We start from the raw sequence: 17,129 nt of genomic DNA, 5'->3' as shown, positions 1-17,129 counted from the left end.
CCGGCTCAGCCGGAGGCCCCCTCCAGCGCGAAGACAGTGGCCTCGTCGCGGGAGTCGGTCCAGGTGATCTCCCGCCCGTCGGCCATCAGGTACCGCGACTCCTCCTGGTACTCGAAGGTGTAACCGCCCTTGGCCTCCACGACGGCGAAAGCCTGCTTCTCGTCGCCGTCGTCGCAGGCCTCGAGGGCGAAACCGGCCTGCAGGACGGTGACGCAGAAGGCGTCGGCCTCCTCGCTGTCGCGCACGCTCATGATCTGATACTGGTTCCAGCCCACCGGAAGCAGAGCGAGCTCTCCGCGGAAGTTCAGCCAGTCGTCCTTGTCCGCCGCCTTGTTCGACCGGGACAGGCTGAGCGTGCCGTCGGTCTCGACGGTCAGCATGCGCTTGCCCTCGGCCGTCGGCGGGGCCCAGATCCAGTACTGGGCGCCTTCAGTGTCGTTCAGCTTGTCGGACTTCTGGTTGGGCAGTTCCTCCTTGCCCGTGGTCGGCGCGGCAGTGGCCGACTCGCTGGGGGCGGGTTCGGTGGACGTGGTGGGGGCAGGTGAAGTGGTACTGATGCCCGCGGGGGCGGCGGTGTCCTGAGTCTCCGGCCGGGTCAGCCAGGCGGTGGCTCCACCGGCCATCAGAGCAACCAGTACGAAGGTGGTGACCGCGATGGCCACCCGCCTACGGTTCTCGCGGCGGTGCAGGTCGTCGGTTCTCTGCGTCACTGGCGTCCCGGCCTCGTAGGTGGTGTCCGAATCGTGCATCAGTACCCGAACCCTTTCATGACCTGGCCGGTGGCGGTCTGGCTCAGGCGGCGGATCCGGGACAGCGGCACGGTGTAGCTCACCTGGAAGAGGTCGCCGCGCTCGCGAGCCTGCAGCAGGTAGTCGTCGCTGGTGCTCAGCTCGTCGACCAGGTTCAGCCCGAGAGCGTCGCTGCCGTACCAGTACTCGCCGGTAGCCACCCGTTCGAGGTCGACCTGCGGGCGCTGCCGGTGGACGAAATCCTTGAACAGCTCGTGGATCTCGGCGACCTGTTCACCGGCCTTGGCCCGGTCGGCGTCGGTGTTGCGGCCGAACATGGTCACCGTGCGCTTGAACTCGCCGCCGGTGAACTGCTCGTAGTCCACGCCCAGCCGGTCGAGAAGGCGGTTGAAGTTGGGCAGGGCGGAGATCACGCCGATCGAGCCGACGATCGCGAACGGGGCGGCCACGATCCGGTTGGCCACGCAGGCCATCATGTAGCCGCCCGAGGCCGCGACGGTGTCGACGCAGACCGTGAGCGGGATGTCGCGTTGCCGCACGCGCTGCAGCTGCGAGGCGGCCAGGCCCTGGTCGTTGACGGTGCCGCCGGGGTTGGTCAGCCGCACGACGACCTCGTCGGACGGGGTGGCCAGACCGAGGACCGCGGTGATCTCCTCGCGCAGGTTGCCGACCCGGGACGCTCTCAGGTCGCCGGTGAAGTCGAGGACGAACACCCGGGGCCGGCCCGGGATCCGGCGCACCGCCTTGGCGGCCTGGCGCCGGGCCTTCAGCTCGCTCTTGGTCAGGACCGCCTCGGCCAGCTTGTCGCGCAGCCGGTCGTAGTGGTCGTTCACGTTCTTCACCCGCAGCCGGGAGGCAGGCCTGCGGGGCGTGGCGAACCGGGTCACGGCCAGGATCAGGGCGACCAGGAGGACGACCACGGTCACGCCCTGCGCCAGGAACAGCAGATAGTCGGCGAGAGCATCGGGCATGGGCCGATTTTAGACCGGGGATCGGCACACACCGGTAAATTCCGGCGTGATCGTGGCGGTACCGGCGCGGCCGCGCCGGCACCGCCACCCCCCGTATCGGGCGCCTCGCCGCTGCGAACACCCGGAGCCGTGATGGGGACGAGTCGAAGGAGCCGGAAACGCCTGGTGATCCGGATCACATCATAGGTCGGCCTGGACGATTGTCAAGAATCTCTCTGGACACTTGTCCAGAAATTCCGGACTCATTCCTCGCCCGGTTGCTTTCACCTCTCGGTGAGCAGCTTTCGCCGATATCCGGCTCGGTGGCCGCACCGTGAATGCCGGGAATTCAGCGATCACCGGGGCCGGAAGTATGGGTGAAAGCCTCCCAAGTCGCGGTCCGCTGCTGGTGGAAACGGCTTACCGGACGGCGAGACGCATTGTCGCTACGCCGTTAGGGTGCGGGAAGACGGGTGGATGTCGGGTGGATGGAATCGCGACGAGATCCCACGGGGGAAACTGTGGCTGAGCCTACGGAACGGCCCGGAGCGGCCGGCGTGGCGGTGCCGAAACGCCAGGAAGGCCGCGGCCGGGGGGCGAAATTCGAGCAGCGCCGGTCCGAACTCGCCGATGCCGCCCTGAAGACGCTGTCGGAACTCGGATATGCGCGCACCAGTCTGCGCGAGATCGCCCAGAATTCCGAGTTCTCCCACGGTGTCCTGCATTACTACTTCGCCGACAAGGTCGATCTGATCACCCAGTGCGTGCGGCAGTACAAGACCCGCTGCATGCGCCGCTACGACTCGATCATCGCCACGGCCAGCACCGCCGCCCAGTTGCGTCACGAATTCTCCCTGGCGATGGCCGAGTCGATGGTGCAGGACGCCGATCTGCACCGGCTCTGGTACGACCTGCGCTCGCAGTCGATGTTCGACCCGGCGTTCCGGGCCGACGTGGCCGCGATCGACGCCGGGCTGTGCGACATGACCTGGCGGGTGGCCCGGCGGATCGGTGAGTTGGCCGACGTCTCGCCGCCGTTCGGTCCGGAGGTCACCTACGGGATCATGGACGGGCTGTTCCAGCAGGCACTGCTGCGCCACTGCGCCGGCGATGCAACCGCGGCCGACTACCTGGTCGGGGCGATGGACGAGGTCATGGCCAGGTTCATGCCCCTGGCGCCGGTATGACCCGGAGGGCCTATCGTTCAGCATCATGGAAAAGCGAACCCTGGGCCGGACCGGCCGCAGCGTGGGAGTCGTCGGCCTGGGTGCGTGGCAGCTGGGGGCCGACTGGGGTTCGGTGAGCACGCAGGACGCGCTGGCCACCCTGCACGCCGCCGTCGAGGCCGGCGTGACGTTCATCGACACCGCAGACGTCTACGGCGACGGCCGCAGCGAGAAGGTGATCGGCAAGCTCCTGAAGGAGCTGCCCGACGCCGGGCTCACCGTGGCCACGAAGCTGGGCCGCCGGGCCGAGCCGTTCGAGCCCGCCACCTTCACCAAGGACAACATGAAGGCCTGGGTGGACCGCAGCCGGTCCAACCTCGGCGTGGACACGCTCGACCTGGTGCAGCTGCACTGCCCGCCGACCCCGGTCTACTCCAACGACAAGGTGTACGACGCGCTCGACTCGATGGTCGCCAAGGGCCGGATCGCGGCCTACGGGGTCAGCGTCGAGACCTGCGCCGAGGCGATGACCGCGATCGCCCGCCCGAACGTGGCCACCGTCCAGATCATCCTGAACCCGCTGCGGCAGAAGCCGCTGGAGCAGGTGCTGCCCGCGGCCGAGGCGGCCGGCGTCGGCATCATCGCCCGGGTGCCGCTGGCCAGTGGCCTGCTGTCCGGCCGCTACACCGAGGAGACGGTGTTCGCCGACGACGACCACCGCACCTACAACCGCTCCGGTGAGGCCTTCGACGTCGGCGAGACCTTCGCCGGGGTGCCGTTCCGGGCCGGGGTGCGGGCGGTCCGCCGCCTGCAGCAGGCGCTGCCGGACGACGAGGGCTCGCTCGCCCAGACGTCGCTGCGCTGGATCATCGACCAGCCCGGGGTCAGCGTGGTCATCCCCGGCGCCCGCTCACCCGAGCAGGCCCGGGCCAACGCCGCCGCCGCGCAGCTGCCCGAGCTGAGCGACGACGTGCGTGGCGTGATCCGGCTGATCTACGACGAGGACATCCGTCCCCTGGTGCACAGCCGCTGGTAGGCCCCGGGCCTCAGGCCGAGGCCGCGGTGAGTTCGTCCACCTCGGCCTCGGTCAGCTCCAGCTCGGCCGCCGCCAGCAGCGCCGGAAGCTGTTCCCCGGTGCGGGCGCTGGCGATCGGTGCGACCACGTCCGGCCGGGTCAGCAGCCAGGCCAGGGCGATGGTGGTGGGATCGACGGCGTGTGCGGCCGAGACCTTGTCGAGCGCGTCGAGCACCCGCAGCCCGCGCTCGTTCAGGTAGGTGCCGGCCCGGTCTCCGCGCTCGCGGCCCTCCACGTCGTTCGCCGTGCGGTACTTGCCGGTGAGGAAGCCGCTGGCCAGCGAGTAGTACGGGAACACGGCCAGGCCTTCGCGGGCCACCAGGGCGGCCAGCTCGCCCTCGACGCTCTCGCGCTCCATCAGGTTGTAGTGCGGCTGCACGGCCACGTAGCGGGGCACCCCCAGCTCGTCGGCGATGCGCAGCGAACTGGCCAGCCGGTCGGCGGAGAAGTTGGACGCGGCCAGGTGCCGCACCTTGCCCTCTGCCACCAGCTCCCCGAAGGCCGCCGCGGTCTCCTCCTGCGGCGCGTCCGGGTCGTCGTAGTGGGCGTAGTGCAGATCGATGTAGTCGGTCTGCAGCCGCCGCAGAGAACCCTCCACGCTCTTGCGGATGCTCTCCCGCGACAGGCCCTTCAGCTTGGTCGCGATCACCACGTCGTCCCGGCGGCCCCGGCGGGCCAGCCAGTTGCCGATGATGGTCTCGGACTCACCGCCCACGTTGCCCGGCGCCCAGTGCGAGTAGCCCTCGGCGGTGTCGACGAAGTTGCCCCCGCCGGCGACGTAGGCGTCGAGCACCGCGAACGACTGCTGCTCGTCGGCCGTCCAGCCGAACACGTTTCCGCCCAGGCAGAGCGGATACACGTCGAGGTCGGTGCGGGGGATCAGGGTCACGGGCTTCCTCCAGGTCGGGCCGACGCTACGCAAGGCGACAACACCTCACCCGGAAATCTATGCCCCGTCGGTGCGGAACTCCTGAGCAGCGTCGATCAGCCAGTCGGCGAAGTAGGTGGCGAACGACGGCCGGAACATCAGCCGGTAGGCCGGGTCGAGCCCGACCTGCCAGAGGATGACGTGGCCCCGGGCGAACGTGGTCTGGGCGCAGTGGCCCGGGCCGAACGCGCGCGGGTGCAGATCCAGCGTGATCGCCTTCTCCAGCAGGTCGCGGGCGTGGGGGCCGGAGACCAGCAGGCCGGCGTAGTTGGCGCTCACGTCGACCAGCCGGAGCCCGTCTTCCAGCAACTCCGCCGCGGCCCTCCCGGTGCGCCCGACCAACAGCCATTCGTCGGGCCCGAGCCAGAGCCCCTGCCAGCCCGGCCGGGACAGCGTGGTGGCCCTCCCCGGGCCCGGCAGGCCCAGTTCTCGGGCCTCCCGCGAGTCGGGCGCCGCCCGCAGGTTGAGGATCGGCTCGAAGGCCTGCTCCCTTAGCGTCGGCCGGCTCACGGCCGCCAGATCGGCCGCCCGGTGCTGCAGCGGCGACCGGCGGGCCTCAGCGGGGCCGGGCGTAGAGAGCAGGAACGTCTCAGCCGTCACGGCGAGCCCCCTCCTTGTCGTAGAACACCGGTTCGGTGATGGTGGCGGCCACGACCCGCCCGCCCAGCGGGGCCAGCACCCGCTCGCCGATCCGGTCCCGGCCGCCCTTGATCAGAGCCAGCGCGAAAGTCCGCTCCAGAGCTGCACTGTGGTAGCTCGAGGTGACGTGGCCCAGCATCGGCACGGGAGTGCCCTGCCCGACCCGGCTCAGGTCGGTGTCCTCGGCCACGAGCTGGGCCCCCTCCGGCAGCAGTTCGGCCGGGTCGGCCGGGAGCAGCCCGACCAGGTGCTTGCGGTCGGCCCGGACCAGGTCGGGGCGGTTCAGCGAGCGCCGGCCGACGAAGTCCTTCTTCTTCGACACGATCCAGCTCATGCCCAGGTCGTGCGGGGTCACCGTGCCGTCGGTGTCCTGCCCGACGATCGGGAACCCCTTCTCGGCCCGCAGCACGTGCATGGTCTCGGTGCCGTACGGCGTGATGTCGTGCTCGGCCCCGGCGGCGATCACCGCCTCCCAGACCGCGAGCGCGTACCAGCCCGCCACGTTCACCTCGAAGGCCAGCTCACCGGAGAACGAGATCCGGGCGATCCGGGCCGGCACGCCGTTGGCCAGGAGGGTCTCGCGGAAGGTCATGAACGGGAAGGCCTCGTTCGAGACGTCGCAGCCGGGGGCCAGGCCCGCGATCACCGCGCGGGCGGCCGGGCCGACCACGGCGATCGTCGAGAACTGCTCGGTGACCGAGGTCAGGGTCAGGTCCAGGTCCGGCCACTCGGTCTGGTGCCACTCCTCCAGCCAGTCCAGCACCCGGGCCGCGCCGCCGGTGGTGGTGCTCATCAGGAAGCGGTCGGGAGCCAGGCGCATGGTCACGCCGTCGTCCAGCACCATGCCGTCGGCCGAGCACATCAGGCCGTAGCGGGCCGAGCCGACCGCCAGTTTCGCGAAGGCGTTGGTGTAGACCCGGTTCAGGAACTCCGGCGCGTCCTTCCCGACGATCTCGATCTTGCCCAGCGTGCTCGCGTCCATCACCGCCACCCCGGTGCGGGCCGCCCGGCACTCCCGCAGCACGGCGGCGTGCATGTCCTCGCCGGGGCGGGGATAGAACCATGGACGCTTCCACTGGCCAACGTCTTCGAACTCGGCTCCGGCGGCGACGTGCCATGGGTGGATCGGGGTGGTGCGGGCCGGGTCGTGCAGGTGACCGAGGTCGCGGCCGGCCAGTGCGGCGAACGAGACCGGGAGGGCCGGGGCGCGGAAGGTCGTGGTTCCCAGGTCTCCCGGTGATCCAGGGCCGGGCCGTTCCGGCCAGCCCGGGCCGGCTCCCAGGGCCTGGGCCACCACTCCGGCCACGTTCACCCCGGCGGTGGCGCCCTGGTCGTATCCGGTCCCGGCGGTGGTGTAGCGCTTGACGTGCTCCAGCGAGCGCATGCCGGACCCGACCGAGCGCCACACGTCGGCCACCGAGACGTCACGGTGCAGATCGACGAAATGGTTGTGCCACCCGGCCGGTTCGCCGGAGACGGCCGGGGGCAGCCAGACCGGACAAGGGGACGTGGCGGTGTCGGTGGCGTCTTGGGTGAACTCGGTCAGTGGCTGGGGAGCGCTCGGGTGACCGACGGCCTCGGCCGCGCGGTACCCGGCGTCGGCGCCGTCGGCGATGGCCGGCCAGGTACCGAGCTTCCCGTTGGCCGAACCGGCCACGACGACGGCCTGGACCGCCCTTCCGGGCCGGAACGCGGCCAGGCCCTCGTCCCAGACCAGTTCACCGCGGGACTGGCTGAACAGGTGCAGGTCCGGGTTCCAGCCGCCGCTGACCGCGAGCAGGTCACCGAGGATCTCCCGGCCGCCCCCGTCGCCCGCCAGGGAACGCACATGCACCGAGGTGAGCCGCTCCTGACCCGAGGTGCCGACCACCACCGAGCCGGGGACGACGTCCACCCCGGCCTCCCGGACGGCGGCCGCCAGGGCACCTGGAGGCTGCGCCCGGCTGTCCACCACCGCAGCCACCGTCACCCCGGCCGCCAGCAGGTCGAGAACCACCTCGTAGGCACTGTCCTCGACCGTGGCCACGACCGCCCGGGACGCGCTGACCGCGCCGTAGCGGTCGAGGTACCGGCGTACGGCGGAGGCCAGCATGATTCCCGGCCGGTCGTTGTTCTCGAACACCAGCGGGCGTTGCCGGGCGCCGGTGGCCAGCACCACCTGCCGGGCGCGCACGTGCCACACCCGCCCTCCGTGCGGCAGTCTCTCCAGCACCAGCAGATAGTTCTGGTCGTAGTAACCGAAAACCGAGGACCTCGAAAGAACCGTCAGTTCGCGACGTTCGGCGAACTTCTCGGTGACATCGGTGATCCAGTCGTCCCCGGCGCCGAGGTCACCGCCTGGGGCGGGCTGATCGTCGACCAGCAGCACCCGCGCCCCGCCCGCCGACGCGGTCATTGCAGCAGCGAGTCCGGCCGGGCCTGCGCCCACCACGAGAACGTCGGTGTGTACGAATTTCTTGTCGTGGAAGGCCGTTGCCGGTTCCGGCTCCAGGCGCCCGATGCCGCTCAGGGTGCGGACTTTCATTCCTTCGGTGACCTCGACCACGGTGGCCGGGAGAACTTCGCCGCCGTCGGCCTGGATCAGGGCGTTGGGTTCGGTGAGATCCGCAGTGAGCAGCCCACGCGGTCGCCCGCGGTAGATGGACGGGCCCACCGTCAGGGCATCGGCGGCCACCAGGGCGGAGGCCACCGTGTCGCCCTCCTGGGCGGGGAGTTCCACGCCGTTCACACTGAACGTCAGCGGACGGCCGATCGAGCGGATCCGGGTCATGCCGTGCCTCCCGGCTTCTCGATGCTCAGGAACTCGTTGCTCACCGTGTCGCGGACGGCGTTGAACCAGCGCCGGCACCCGGCCGAGTGCACCCAGCGCTCGGCGAACGGGCCCTTGGGGTTGTCCCGGAAGAACAGGTACTGGGCCCATTCCTCGTCCGAGAGCTCGTCGGGCCGGGCGGGGTGGGCGACGTGGGCCTGACCGCCGTAGCCGAACTCGGTCTCCTCGCGGTCCCCGCACCAGGGGCAGGTGATCAGCAGCAAGTTGCCCTCCTCAGTGGGCCACAGCAGCGGCGCCGTGCTCGTCGATCAGCGCGCCGGTGGTGAACCGTTCCAGCCCGAAAGGCCGGTTCAGCTCGTGTGGTTCGTCATTGGCCACAGTGTGCGCCAGGGCCCAGCCGACGGCCGGTGTGGCCTTGAAACCGCCGGTGCCCCAGCCGCAGTTCACGTAGAGGTTCTCGTAGGGGGTGAGGCCGATGACCGGTGAGGCGTCGGGGGTGACATCCACGATCCCGCCCCAGGTGCGCAGCACGTGCGCCCGCGCGAAGATCGGGAAGAGCTCGACCGCGGCCGCCATCTGCTGCTCGATCACGTGTACCGAACCGCGCTGACCGTAGGAGTTGTACGAGTCGACGCCGGCGCCCATCACCAGCTCGCCCTTGTGCGCCTGGCTGACGTAGACGTGCACGTGGTTGGACATCACCACGGTCGGGTGCACCGGCTCCAGCAGTTCCGAGACCAGGGCCTGCAGCGGATGGCTCTGGATCGGCAGCCGGATGCCGAGCGTGCCGGCCACCACCGCGGAGTGCCCGGCGGCGGTGAGCGCAACCTTCCCGGCCCGGATGTCTCCCCGGCTGGTGCGCACTCCGGTGACCTTGCCCCCGTCCGTAAGAAAGCCGGTCACCTCGCAGTGCTGGATCAGATCGATGCCGTACTCGTCGCACTTGCGGGCGAAGGCCCAGGCCACGTGGTCGTGCTTGGCAATGCCCGCGCGCGGCTGATAGGTGGCTCCCAGCACCGGATAACGGGTGTCGGGGGAGACGTTGAGAATGGGGCAGACCTTGGCCACCTCGTCGGGGGTGAGCCACTCCCCGTCCACGCCGTTGAGCTGGTTGGCGAACACCCGGCGCCGGCTGTCCCGCACGTCCTGCTGGGTGTGGGCCAGATTGAGCACGCCGCGCTGACTGAACAGGAAGTCGTAGTCCAGCTCGTCGGGCAGCCCTTCCCAGAGCTTGAGGGCGTGCTCGTAGATGGCCGCGCTCTCGTCCCACAGGTAGTTGGACCGGATGATCGTGGTGTTGCGGGCCATGTTGCCGCCGGCCAGCCAGCCCTTCTCGAGGACGGCCACGTTCGTGATGCCGTGGTTCTTGGCCAGGTAGAACGCCGTGGCCAGGCCGTGCCCGCCGGCCCCGACCACCACCACGTCGTAGGAGGACTTCGGCTCCGCGTGCCGCCACAGGTGCTCGGCGTGCTGCTGACCGGTCTGTGCTGACCCGGCCGTCGCCCCACCAGGACGCATGACACCTCCCACGATCGTGACCGACGACTGATATATCAGTCATGGGTTACCGTAGGTCGCATGCTTACCGGAGTCAACGCCCCGGCTTCGTCACCCCGCCAGGCCGACGTGGCCTACGCCGGCCTGCGCGACCTGATCGTCACCCTGGCCCTGCCTCCCGGCGCCGCCCTGGCCGAAGACGAGCTGATGCGCCGCCTGGAAGTGGGCCGAACCCCGCTGCGGGAGGCGGTGAAGCGCCTCGAGGTGGAGAACCTGGTCGTCGTCTTCCCCCGCCGCGGCACCTTCGTCAGCGAGGTCCACCTCACCGACCACAGCCTGATCAGCGACGTGCGCCGCCAGCTGGAGAGCCATGCCGCCCGCCGCGCCGCCGCCCGCGCCACCGAGGCCGACCGGGCCCGGCTCCGCGAGCTGGCGGCCGAAATCAAAGCCCACCCGGGCGGCCGCGCCGCGAGCATGCGCCTGGACACGGCGATCCACCGCGAGATCTACCGCTGCGCCCACAACCACTACCTGGAAAGGGATCTCAGCCACTACTACAACCTGTCCCTGCGGATCTGGTACCTCTTCCTCGACCGGCTGCCCGAGGTCGACCACACCGCCGAGCACCTGCCGGTGCTGCAGGCGATCCTGGACGGCGACGGCGAGGCCGCCGCCACCCACGCCGCCCAGCACGTCACCCACTTCGAGGAGTCGGTCAACGCCGCGCTGTGAGCGTCACTCCAGAATGACCCAGACAGCCCGGGGATCGCGAAGCGATTTCCCGACCCACTGAATCAGGCGTTCACCCTGTAGAGCTCGCAAGCGGATGGTGGTTGCGGGTCTACTGAGTCCGAGCGCATCGGCAATGTCGCCAGTGCTCAATGGGCGCGCCGATCTGCGGAGAAGATCGAGGACGTCCTGGCTCTTGCTGGGCAGACGTGCGGCGAGCCGAGGATCCAGGCGAGGGATGTTGATCAGAGAGAGGCGAACGCTGCCGCTGCTCTGCTTGTACACCGGATCTGTCAGGCCGACGCGACGCATCTCGTCGAATATGCGCTTGATACCCTCACCCATCTCCTGCCCGATCCTGAGATCGGCGCAGACCCGTGCTACTCGCGGATTTCTCGCGAAACGACTGATCTCCAGGGGCCGGGAAGGGTTGGCCAGGCCCGGAAATCGTCCAGGTGACTCGATCTCAATTCTGTCCGGATATATTTCGACCCGGACGTGATCCCCTCCCAAGCTGTACGAGCGATGGATGACGGCGTTCACCAGTCCTTCCAGTTATGCGTCCCGAGGCACGATCGGGCGTGCCTCGAAGAGTCCGTTCTCCCCCAGGGCGCGGCGAACCGGGATCCTTGCCTCGATTTCCTTGGTGGCCTGCTGTACGGCCCAGGGAATGGCTCCCTCGATGCGGACGTCGTTCCCTTCCTCCACGCCGAGTCGCGCGCCGGTTCCGCGTTCTGGTGTGAGGAACCGGAGGATCCGGATGTAGGCAGACGGAAAGAGAGTCTGTGGATGCTCGCCGAACAGGAGATAGCCGGCCACGGTCAGATCACCTGCCGGAGTGAGCAGGCTGCGAGCGGCGAGCATCTTCCGGTCCGAGGTGGTGAAGCCACCCCTCGCCCGGTAGTTCTGGAGGAGGGACTTGTCCAGATCGGTCAGGGAGGCCGATACCGGACTTCCGTCGAACTGGCTCTGTCCCTTGTCGTAGACGAGTTCTTGCCGCTGTCCGAAATTCAGGCGACGGGACTCGTCTCCGATGCGGAGATAGCAGTCGCCGTTCTGTGTCTCGTGAACGCTCTCGCTGGGGTCGATCCGCAGAACGAGCAGATAATCACGTTCATCTTCCGCATTGATGCAGGCGACTCTGCTGAACTCAACGCGTACCGGAGGGGACGTGTAGTCAATGGGGGTCTGGCGAAGGTCGTTCTCGCGATCGGCAAACCGACGCATACCCTCAACCATGCCGTTGTGCAGGCCGATGACAATTGTCCCGCCCTCGGCATTGGCAAAGGCTACAAGGGCCGGGGACAGTTCTTTGGGTGAAGTCTTGCGGCTCTTGCGATCGAACCACTGATCTTCCCTGACGGAAAGAAGAAGATCCCCGACATCTGTAGTGCGGGCGCTGAGGGCGGAGTCAACTTCGTTGGCCGTCACGGAATCCACTTTAGACCGTCATGTTCCGGACCTCGCCTGTTCCGGCTACTCGAAAGACTACTCGAAAGTGCCGACGGGATGATGATGTTGCCTCTGACCTGCTCGTATGCAACAAAGGGCCGGGGTTGACGATGGGCTACTCGAATCCAGAGAAGGTCTATTCCTGCGTTTTTCGGGTCAGAAGTCCGTGCTCATTATTAACGCTGACCTCTGGTGGAACGGCTGTTGCTCCGTTCCGGCGGTCAGCAAAGCGCCCCGGCGTGGTGCCCAGCAACTTACGGAAGTGGCGGGCCAGGTGGGACTGGTCGTAGAAGCCGGCCAGGACGGCGGCGCGGGCGGGGGGTTCGCCGGCGAGCAGGAGGTGGCGGGCCTTCTCGACCCGTAGGCCGGTCAGGTACTGGTGCGGGGGCATGCCGAATTCGCGGGTGAAGGCCCGGACCAGGTGGGTGGGGTGGCTGTGCAGGGTCTGCGCGGCGGCTTCCAGCGTGACGCCCTCGACCACCGCCGCATCGAGCAGGTCACGCAGGTCGTGGGCCAGGCCGGCGCGGTGCTCGGTGGGCGGGGCCTCGCCGCTCAGGGCTTTCTCCAGGCGCTCGCGGATCAGGGCGAGGCGGCTGGCGGCCTCCAGGTCTTCGGTGCGTCGGCCCAGGGCGACGTTCAGCTGGTGCACCCGGCGGTGCAGCAGAGGGTCGTCGAGGGAGGGGGTGCGCAGGGCGGCGTCGACCAGGCCGGGGCTGAACTGGGTCTCGTCCAGGTAGATCACGCGCTTGCGGAAGCCGCCCGGACCGGCGGCGCGGCCGTCGTGCGGCACGCTGGGGGGCAGCAGGGTGACCATCGAGGTGAGCACGCCGTGTTCGTGCCGGCCCAGGTGGTAGCGCACGATGCCGGCGTCGAGCAGCATCAGGGTCCAGGACTCGTGGGCGTGCATGGGGTAGGCGTGCTGCGGGAAGTGCGCGTGCAGGACCTCGAGGACGCCTTGGACGCCCGGTTGCCACGCCTTCAGCTTCGGCGCCTGGTCGGCCATGTCAAGAACGTACAAGAGCGGCGGACGGGTGGGGGCCGACGATCGGGGTGTGGGTACTGAACTGATGACGTCCGACGCGCCGGAGATTTCCGGCGAACCGATCCGTTTCGACACGAAGATCGCAGTGCTGCTGCGCGACGACCTGGCCTCCTGGCAGCGCCTGAACGTGTGCGCCTTCCTGGTCAGCGGGATCACCGCAGGCCATCCGGAGCTGGTCGGCGACCCCTATGCGGATGCCGACGGCACCGGCTACCTGGCCATGCTGCGCCAGCCGGTGCTGGTGTTCCAGGGCAGCGCCGCGGTGCTCACCTCTGCGCACGGCAAGGCCCTGGGCCGCGACCTGCCGATGTCGATCTTCACCAGCGAACTCTTCACCAGCGGGAACGACCGCGACAACCGGGCGGCGGTCGCGGCCGTGCGCACCGGTGAGCTCGACCTGGTGGGGCTGGCCGTGCACGGGCCCAAGAACGCGGTGGACAAGGTGCTCAAGGGCGCCGTCATGCACCCCTGAGCCGCTAACCGCGCAGGCGCTTCATCTCCGGGTCGAAGAGCGGCTCGGCGGCGACGGTGGCGGGCAGACGTCGGTCGAAGTAGCCGATCTCCACCCGCTGCCCCGGCGCCGAGAGCTCGGCCGGCAGCCAAGCGTAGGCGATGGGGGCGTTCACCGTGTAGCCGTAGGCCGCGCTGGTGACGTAGCCGACGCAGGCATTGCCGTCGAAAACCGGCTCCTTACCAAGGGGCTGGTCGTACGTTCCGGACTCGGGGACGTCCAGAAGCAGGCAACTCAACCGCCGCGTGACCTGCTCCCGCCGCGCAACCACGGCCGAGCGTCCCAAGAAGGAATCCTTCTGCAGCCGGACGGCGAAGTCGACCCCGGTCTCCCAGGGGTCGTGCTCGAAGGTCATGTCGGTGCCGAACGACCGGTAGCCCTTCTCCAGCCGCAGGCTGTTGAAAGCGCCTCGCCCGGCCGCGATCAGGCCATGTTCGCGGCCCGCCGCCCAGAGCGTGTCCCAGAGTTTCTGCCCCTGGTCGGAGGTGGTGTAGAGCTCCCAGCCGAGTTCGCCCACGTAGGACAGCCGCAACGCGGTGACCGGTACGTGGCCGACCTGGATCTGCTTGGCGCGGAAGTACTTCAGGCCCTCGTTGGAGATGTCGTCCCCGGTGAGCGGGGCCAGCACGTCACGGGCGCGGGGCCCCCACAGGCCGATGCAGCAGGTGCCGGCCGTGATGTCGCGGACCTGGGTGAGGCCGTCGCCGGGGAGGTGCCGGTTCAGCCAGGCCTCGTCCAGGGCGCCGTTGGCCCCGACCTGGTAGCGGTCGCGCCCCAGCCGGGCGATCGTGACGTCGCTGCGGATGCCTCCGTCCTCGTCGAGCAGCAGCCCGTAGGTGACCGAGCCGATCGACTTGTCCACGTTGCCGGTGAACACGTGCTGCAGGAAGGCGGTGGCGCCGCGACCGGTGACCTCCAGCCGCTTCAGCGCGGTCATGTCGAACATCGACACGTGCTCGCGGGTGTGCTGGGCCTCGGCGGCCACCACCGGCGACCAGTAGCGGCTCGCCCACTCGTCCGGAACGGGGGCCGGATACTGCTGCACGAGAGGGGCGTTCGAGCGGTACCACTGAGGGCGTTCCCAGCCCGAGGCCTCGAGGAACATCGCACCGAGCTCCTGCTGCCGGTGGTAGAACGGCGTGATCCGCAGCGGCCGGGGATCTTCCATCGGCTGCAGCGGGTGCTTGATGTCGTAGACCTCGACGAAGTTCTGGCAGTCGCGCTTCAGCACGTAGTCGGGCGTGAGCTGGTGCTTCTCGAACCGGTTCACGTCGCACTCGTGCAGGTCGAAGGTGGAGCAGTGGCCCTCGACCAGCCACTCGGCCATCGCCGCGCCGACCCCGGCCGAGTGCGTCACCCAGACCGCCTCGGCCACCCAGAACCCCTCCACCTCGGCCGAGGGCCCCAGCAGCGGGTAGTCGTCGGTGGTGAACGAGAAGATTCCGTTGATGCCCTCGCCTACCTCGGCGGAACCCAGATCCGGCAGCAGGCGCTGACTCTCGGCCCAGGCCGGGGCGAAGTCTTCGGGAGTGAAGCGCAGCACCGAGGGCATGTCCTCGGCCTCGCCGACCGGGACGATCTGTTCCGGGGCCACGGGCATGGGACGGTGGCCGTAGTAGCCGATGCCCAGGCCCTCGAAGTTCTCCCGGTAGTAGAGGTCGGCATCCTGGTGGCGCAGGATCGGCCGGGAGGCCTCTGCGGTGGAACCGGCCAACGAGGGGACGGCGGTGGTCCAGGCCAGTTGGTGGCCCAGGGGAGTCAGGGGGAGAGTCATCCCGACCATGGCGGCGATCTTCGGGCCCCAGAACCCGGCGCAGCAGACCACGATGTCGGCCTCGATGTCACCCTGGTCGGTGTGTACGCCGGTGACCCGGCCGTCGGCGGTGAGTACGTCGAGCACCTCGTGCCGGTCCAGCACGGTGACACCCCGGGAACGGGCCCGGCGCAGTTGAGCCTCCACCGCCCGCACTGCCTTGGCCAGGCCGTCGGTGGGTACGTAGAGCCCGCCCAGCACGCTCGGCTCGTCGAGCATCGGCCAGAGAGAGGAACATTCGGCGGCCGAGACCACCTCGGCCTCGATGCCCCAGGCGGTGGCCCAGCCGGCCCGGCGGTGCAACTCGGTCAGCCGCTCGGGGGTGGTGGCCACCTCCAGACCGCCGACCTGCAGGAAGCAGGGCTCGCCGTCCAGATCCAGCGAAACCAGCTTCTCCACCGTGTACTTCGCCAGCTGGGCCATGGTCTTCGACGGGTTGGTCTGGAACACCAGCCCCGGAGCGTGCGAGCTGGAGCCGCCCGGGCGCGGCAGTTCGCCCTGGTCGACCACCGTGACCTGGTTCCAGCCGCGGCCGGAGAGTTCGTCGGCGAGCGCGGCTCCCACCACGCCGGCTCCGATGATGACGACCCGCGGTCCGGTCATGGACGGCCTCCTGTGGGATGCGTATTACGCAACTGGGATCACCACGCGCAACTCGACTGTCCATCCTGGGGCGCGAGCCGTCAAGAGCCAAGCGCGACGAAAGTGCCACCTCTGCGCATCGAGGCCCACACACGTCCAAAATTGTTGTGCCGTAACCCGACCGGAAACAAAGAAGGGCAGCGACCGAAACGGTCGCCGCCCTTCTTGGTCAATCGGGCTACTTGAGCCAGGCGTCGACCTTGTCCTGGTTCTCGTCGACCCACTTCTTCGCGGCGTCCTCGTACTCCATCTTGTCCTCGGAGATGTACTTGGCCACGAGGTTCTGGTCGTCGTTGGTCCAGCTGAAGTTCTGCACCAGCTTGGCGGCCGGGCTGCCCGAGTCCATGAACTCGGTGCGGGCGAACTTGGTCAGCGGCGTCTCCGGGTAGTCGCAGGCCACCTTCTCCGGGTCGGCGTCGCAGCCCTCCTCGTAGGCCGGCAGGTCGACCTTGACCAGCGGCACCTCGGCGAGGAACCACTGCGGCGAGTAGAAGTAGCCCAGCAGCGGCTCCTGCTTCTGCTCGGCCTGGCGGAACGCGGTGATCAGCGCCGCCTCACTGCCCGAGTAGACCACCTTGTAGTTCAGGTCGAGGTTCTTGACCAGGGCCTCGTCGTTGGTGACGAACGACGGGTCGCCGTCGAGCACCTGGCCCTTGCCGCCGGACTCGGAGGTCTTGAACAGATCGGCGTACTTGTTCAGGTTCTTCCAGTCGGTGATGTCCGGGTACTTCTCGGCCATCCACGGCGGCACGAACCAGCCGATCTGACCGACGTTGCCGGTCTCGCCGACCTTCACTGCGACCTTCTGGTCGTCGACGTACTGCTTCTCGAGCTCGGGGTGACCCCAGTCCTCCAGGATCACGTCGATCTCCCCGGAGGCGAACCCTTGCCAGGAGACCTCCTCGGTCAGGTCTTTCGTGGCCACCGTGCAGCCGAGTTCCTCCTCGGCCACGTACTTGACCACGGCGACGTTGGCCTCGAAGCCGACCCAGGGGTTGACCGCCAGGTTCACCGTGCCGCACTCACCGGCCGAGTCCTCGTCCGAGCCGGTGCTGCTGGACTCGATGGTCTCGCCGCCACAGCCGGCCAGGAACAGGGCGAGCACTGCTGCACCGGTCGCGACCCTCCTGGCCTTCACGTTGCTTCGCACGTTCTTTCATCCTCCT

General features: G+C 68.9%; 16 protein-coding genes. 4 read left to right on the top strand and 12 right to left on the bottom strand.

Annotated features, from left to right (window positions below; genetic code table 11):
* Positions 1-5 precede the first annotated feature (5 nt).
* Positions 6-749 (bottom strand): hypothetical protein, encoded by a 744-nt coding sequence (locus LWF15_RS10660; protein ID WP_232810280.1) that lies wholly within the window; start codon positions 747-749, stop codon positions 6-8.
* Entirely contained in the window at positions 749-1,720 is a 972-nt protein-coding gene (sohB, locus tag LWF15_RS10655; protein WP_232810279.1) for a protease SohB, read from the bottom strand. Before sohB ends, LWF15_RS10660 begins: the two co-directional genes overlap by 1 nt.
* A 500-nt stretch (positions 1,721-2,220) precedes the next feature.
* On the opposite strand from sohB, the gene LWF15_RS10650 reads away from it, so the two are divergent.
* The gene (locus LWF15_RS10650; RefSeq protein WP_232810278.1) at positions 2,221-2,886 is read left to right on the top strand and encodes a TetR/AcrR family transcriptional regulator; all 666 of its coding nucleotides are present in this window, start codon (positions 2,221-2,223) and stop codon (positions 2,884-2,886) included.
* Between the two features lie 25 nt (positions 2,887-2,911).
* Complete coding sequence (locus tag LWF15_RS10645; protein ID WP_232810277.1) at positions 2,912-3,901, top strand: aldo/keto reductase; 990 nt, start codon at positions 2,912-2,914, stop codon at positions 3,899-3,901.
* Positions 3,902-3,911: 10 nt separating this feature from the next.
* Here LWF15_RS10645 and LWF15_RS10640 read toward each other — a convergent pair whose 3' ends face one another.
* From LWF15_RS10640 to LWF15_RS10620, 5 genes are read right to left on the bottom strand one after another with little or no spacing between them, the layout of a single operon-like run.
* Entirely contained in the window at positions 3,912-4,829 is a 918-nt protein-coding gene (locus LWF15_RS10640) for an aldo/keto reductase (protein ID WP_232810276.1), read from the bottom strand.
* A gap of 57 nt (positions 4,830-4,886) precedes the next feature.
* Positions 4,887-5,468: a sarcosine oxidase subunit gamma gene (locus tag LWF15_RS37435; RefSeq protein ID WP_232810275.1), complete on the bottom strand. Its 582-nt coding sequence runs from the start codon at positions 5,466-5,468 to the stop codon at positions 4,887-4,889.
* Entirely contained in the window at positions 5,458-8,277 is a 2,820-nt protein-coding gene (locus LWF15_RS10630) for a 2Fe-2S iron-sulfur cluster-binding protein (RefSeq protein WP_232810274.1), read from the bottom strand. The genes LWF15_RS37435 and LWF15_RS10630 overlap by 11 nt, the downstream gene beginning before the upstream one ends.
* Positions 8,274-8,540, bottom strand: a complete 267-nt coding sequence (locus LWF15_RS10625) for a sarcosine oxidase subunit delta (protein WP_232810273.1) — start codon at positions 8,538-8,540, stop codon at positions 8,274-8,276. Before LWF15_RS10625 ends, LWF15_RS10630 begins: the two co-directional genes overlap by 4 nt.
* Positions 8,541-8,550: 10 nt before the next feature.
* The gene (locus LWF15_RS10620) at positions 8,551-9,795 is read right to left on the bottom strand and encodes a sarcosine oxidase subunit beta family protein (RefSeq protein WP_232810272.1); all 1,245 of its coding nucleotides are present in this window, start codon (positions 9,793-9,795) and stop codon (positions 8,551-8,553) included.
* 60 nt (positions 9,796-9,855) lie between these two features.
* Between LWF15_RS10620 and LWF15_RS10615 the strand changes: the two genes are divergently transcribed.
* Entirely contained in the window at positions 9,856-10,506 is a 651-nt protein-coding gene (locus LWF15_RS10615) for a GntR family transcriptional regulator (RefSeq protein ID WP_232810271.1), read from the top strand.
* Between the two features lie 3 nt (positions 10,507-10,509).
* Here the strand turns inward: LWF15_RS10615 and LWF15_RS10610 are convergent, their stop codons facing one another.
* The 3 genes from LWF15_RS10610 to LWF15_RS10600 all read right to left on the bottom strand — a co-directional run bounded on the left by LWF15_RS10610 (position 10,510) and on the right by LWF15_RS10600 (position 12,958).
* On the bottom strand, positions 10,510-11,046 hold the full coding sequence (locus LWF15_RS10610) for an ATP-binding protein (RefSeq protein WP_232810270.1): 537 nt from the start codon (positions 11,044-11,046) through the stop codon (positions 10,510-10,512).
* 12 nt (positions 11,047-11,058) lie between these two features.
* Positions 11,059-11,934, bottom strand: coding sequence for an AlbA family DNA-binding domain-containing protein (locus LWF15_RS10605; RefSeq protein WP_232810269.1), 876 nt, complete (start codon positions 11,932-11,934; stop codon positions 11,059-11,061).
* A gap of 157 nt (positions 11,935-12,091) precedes the next feature.
* The gene (locus LWF15_RS10600; RefSeq protein WP_232810268.1) at positions 12,092-12,958 is read right to left on the bottom strand and encodes a helix-turn-helix transcriptional regulator; all 867 of its coding nucleotides are present in this window, start codon (positions 12,956-12,958) and stop codon (positions 12,092-12,094) included.
* A 64-nt stretch (positions 12,959-13,022) separates the two neighbouring features.
* Between LWF15_RS10600 and LWF15_RS10595 the strand changes: the two genes are divergently transcribed.
* On the top strand, positions 13,023-13,469 hold the full coding sequence (locus LWF15_RS10595; RefSeq protein WP_269809980.1) for a DUF2000 domain-containing protein: 447 nt from the start codon (positions 13,023-13,025) through the stop codon (positions 13,467-13,469).
* 4 nt (positions 13,470-13,473) lie between these two features.
* Here LWF15_RS10595 and LWF15_RS10590 read toward each other — a convergent pair whose 3' ends face one another.
* Positions 13,474-15,924 carry a GcvT family protein gene (locus LWF15_RS10590; RefSeq protein ID WP_232810266.1) on the bottom strand — a complete coding sequence of 817 codons (2,451 nt, stop codon included), beginning with the start codon at positions 15,922-15,924 and terminating at the stop codon, positions 13,474-13,476.
* Between the two features lie 217 nt (positions 15,925-16,141).
* Positions 16,142-17,113, bottom strand: a complete 972-nt coding sequence (locus LWF15_RS10585) for an ABC transporter substrate-binding protein (protein WP_232810265.1) — start codon at positions 17,111-17,113, stop codon at positions 16,142-16,144.
* Between the last annotated feature and the right edge of the window lie 16 nt (positions 17,114-17,129).

It is taken from the genome of Kineosporia rhizophila (assembly GCF_021277265.1).
Lineage (GTDB): Bacteria > Actinomycetota > Actinomycetes > Actinomycetales > Kineosporiaceae > Kineosporia > Kineosporia rhizophila.
Note: the sequence above shows the minus strand (reverse complement) of the source record. Positions and strands in the feature narration are given on the sequence as shown.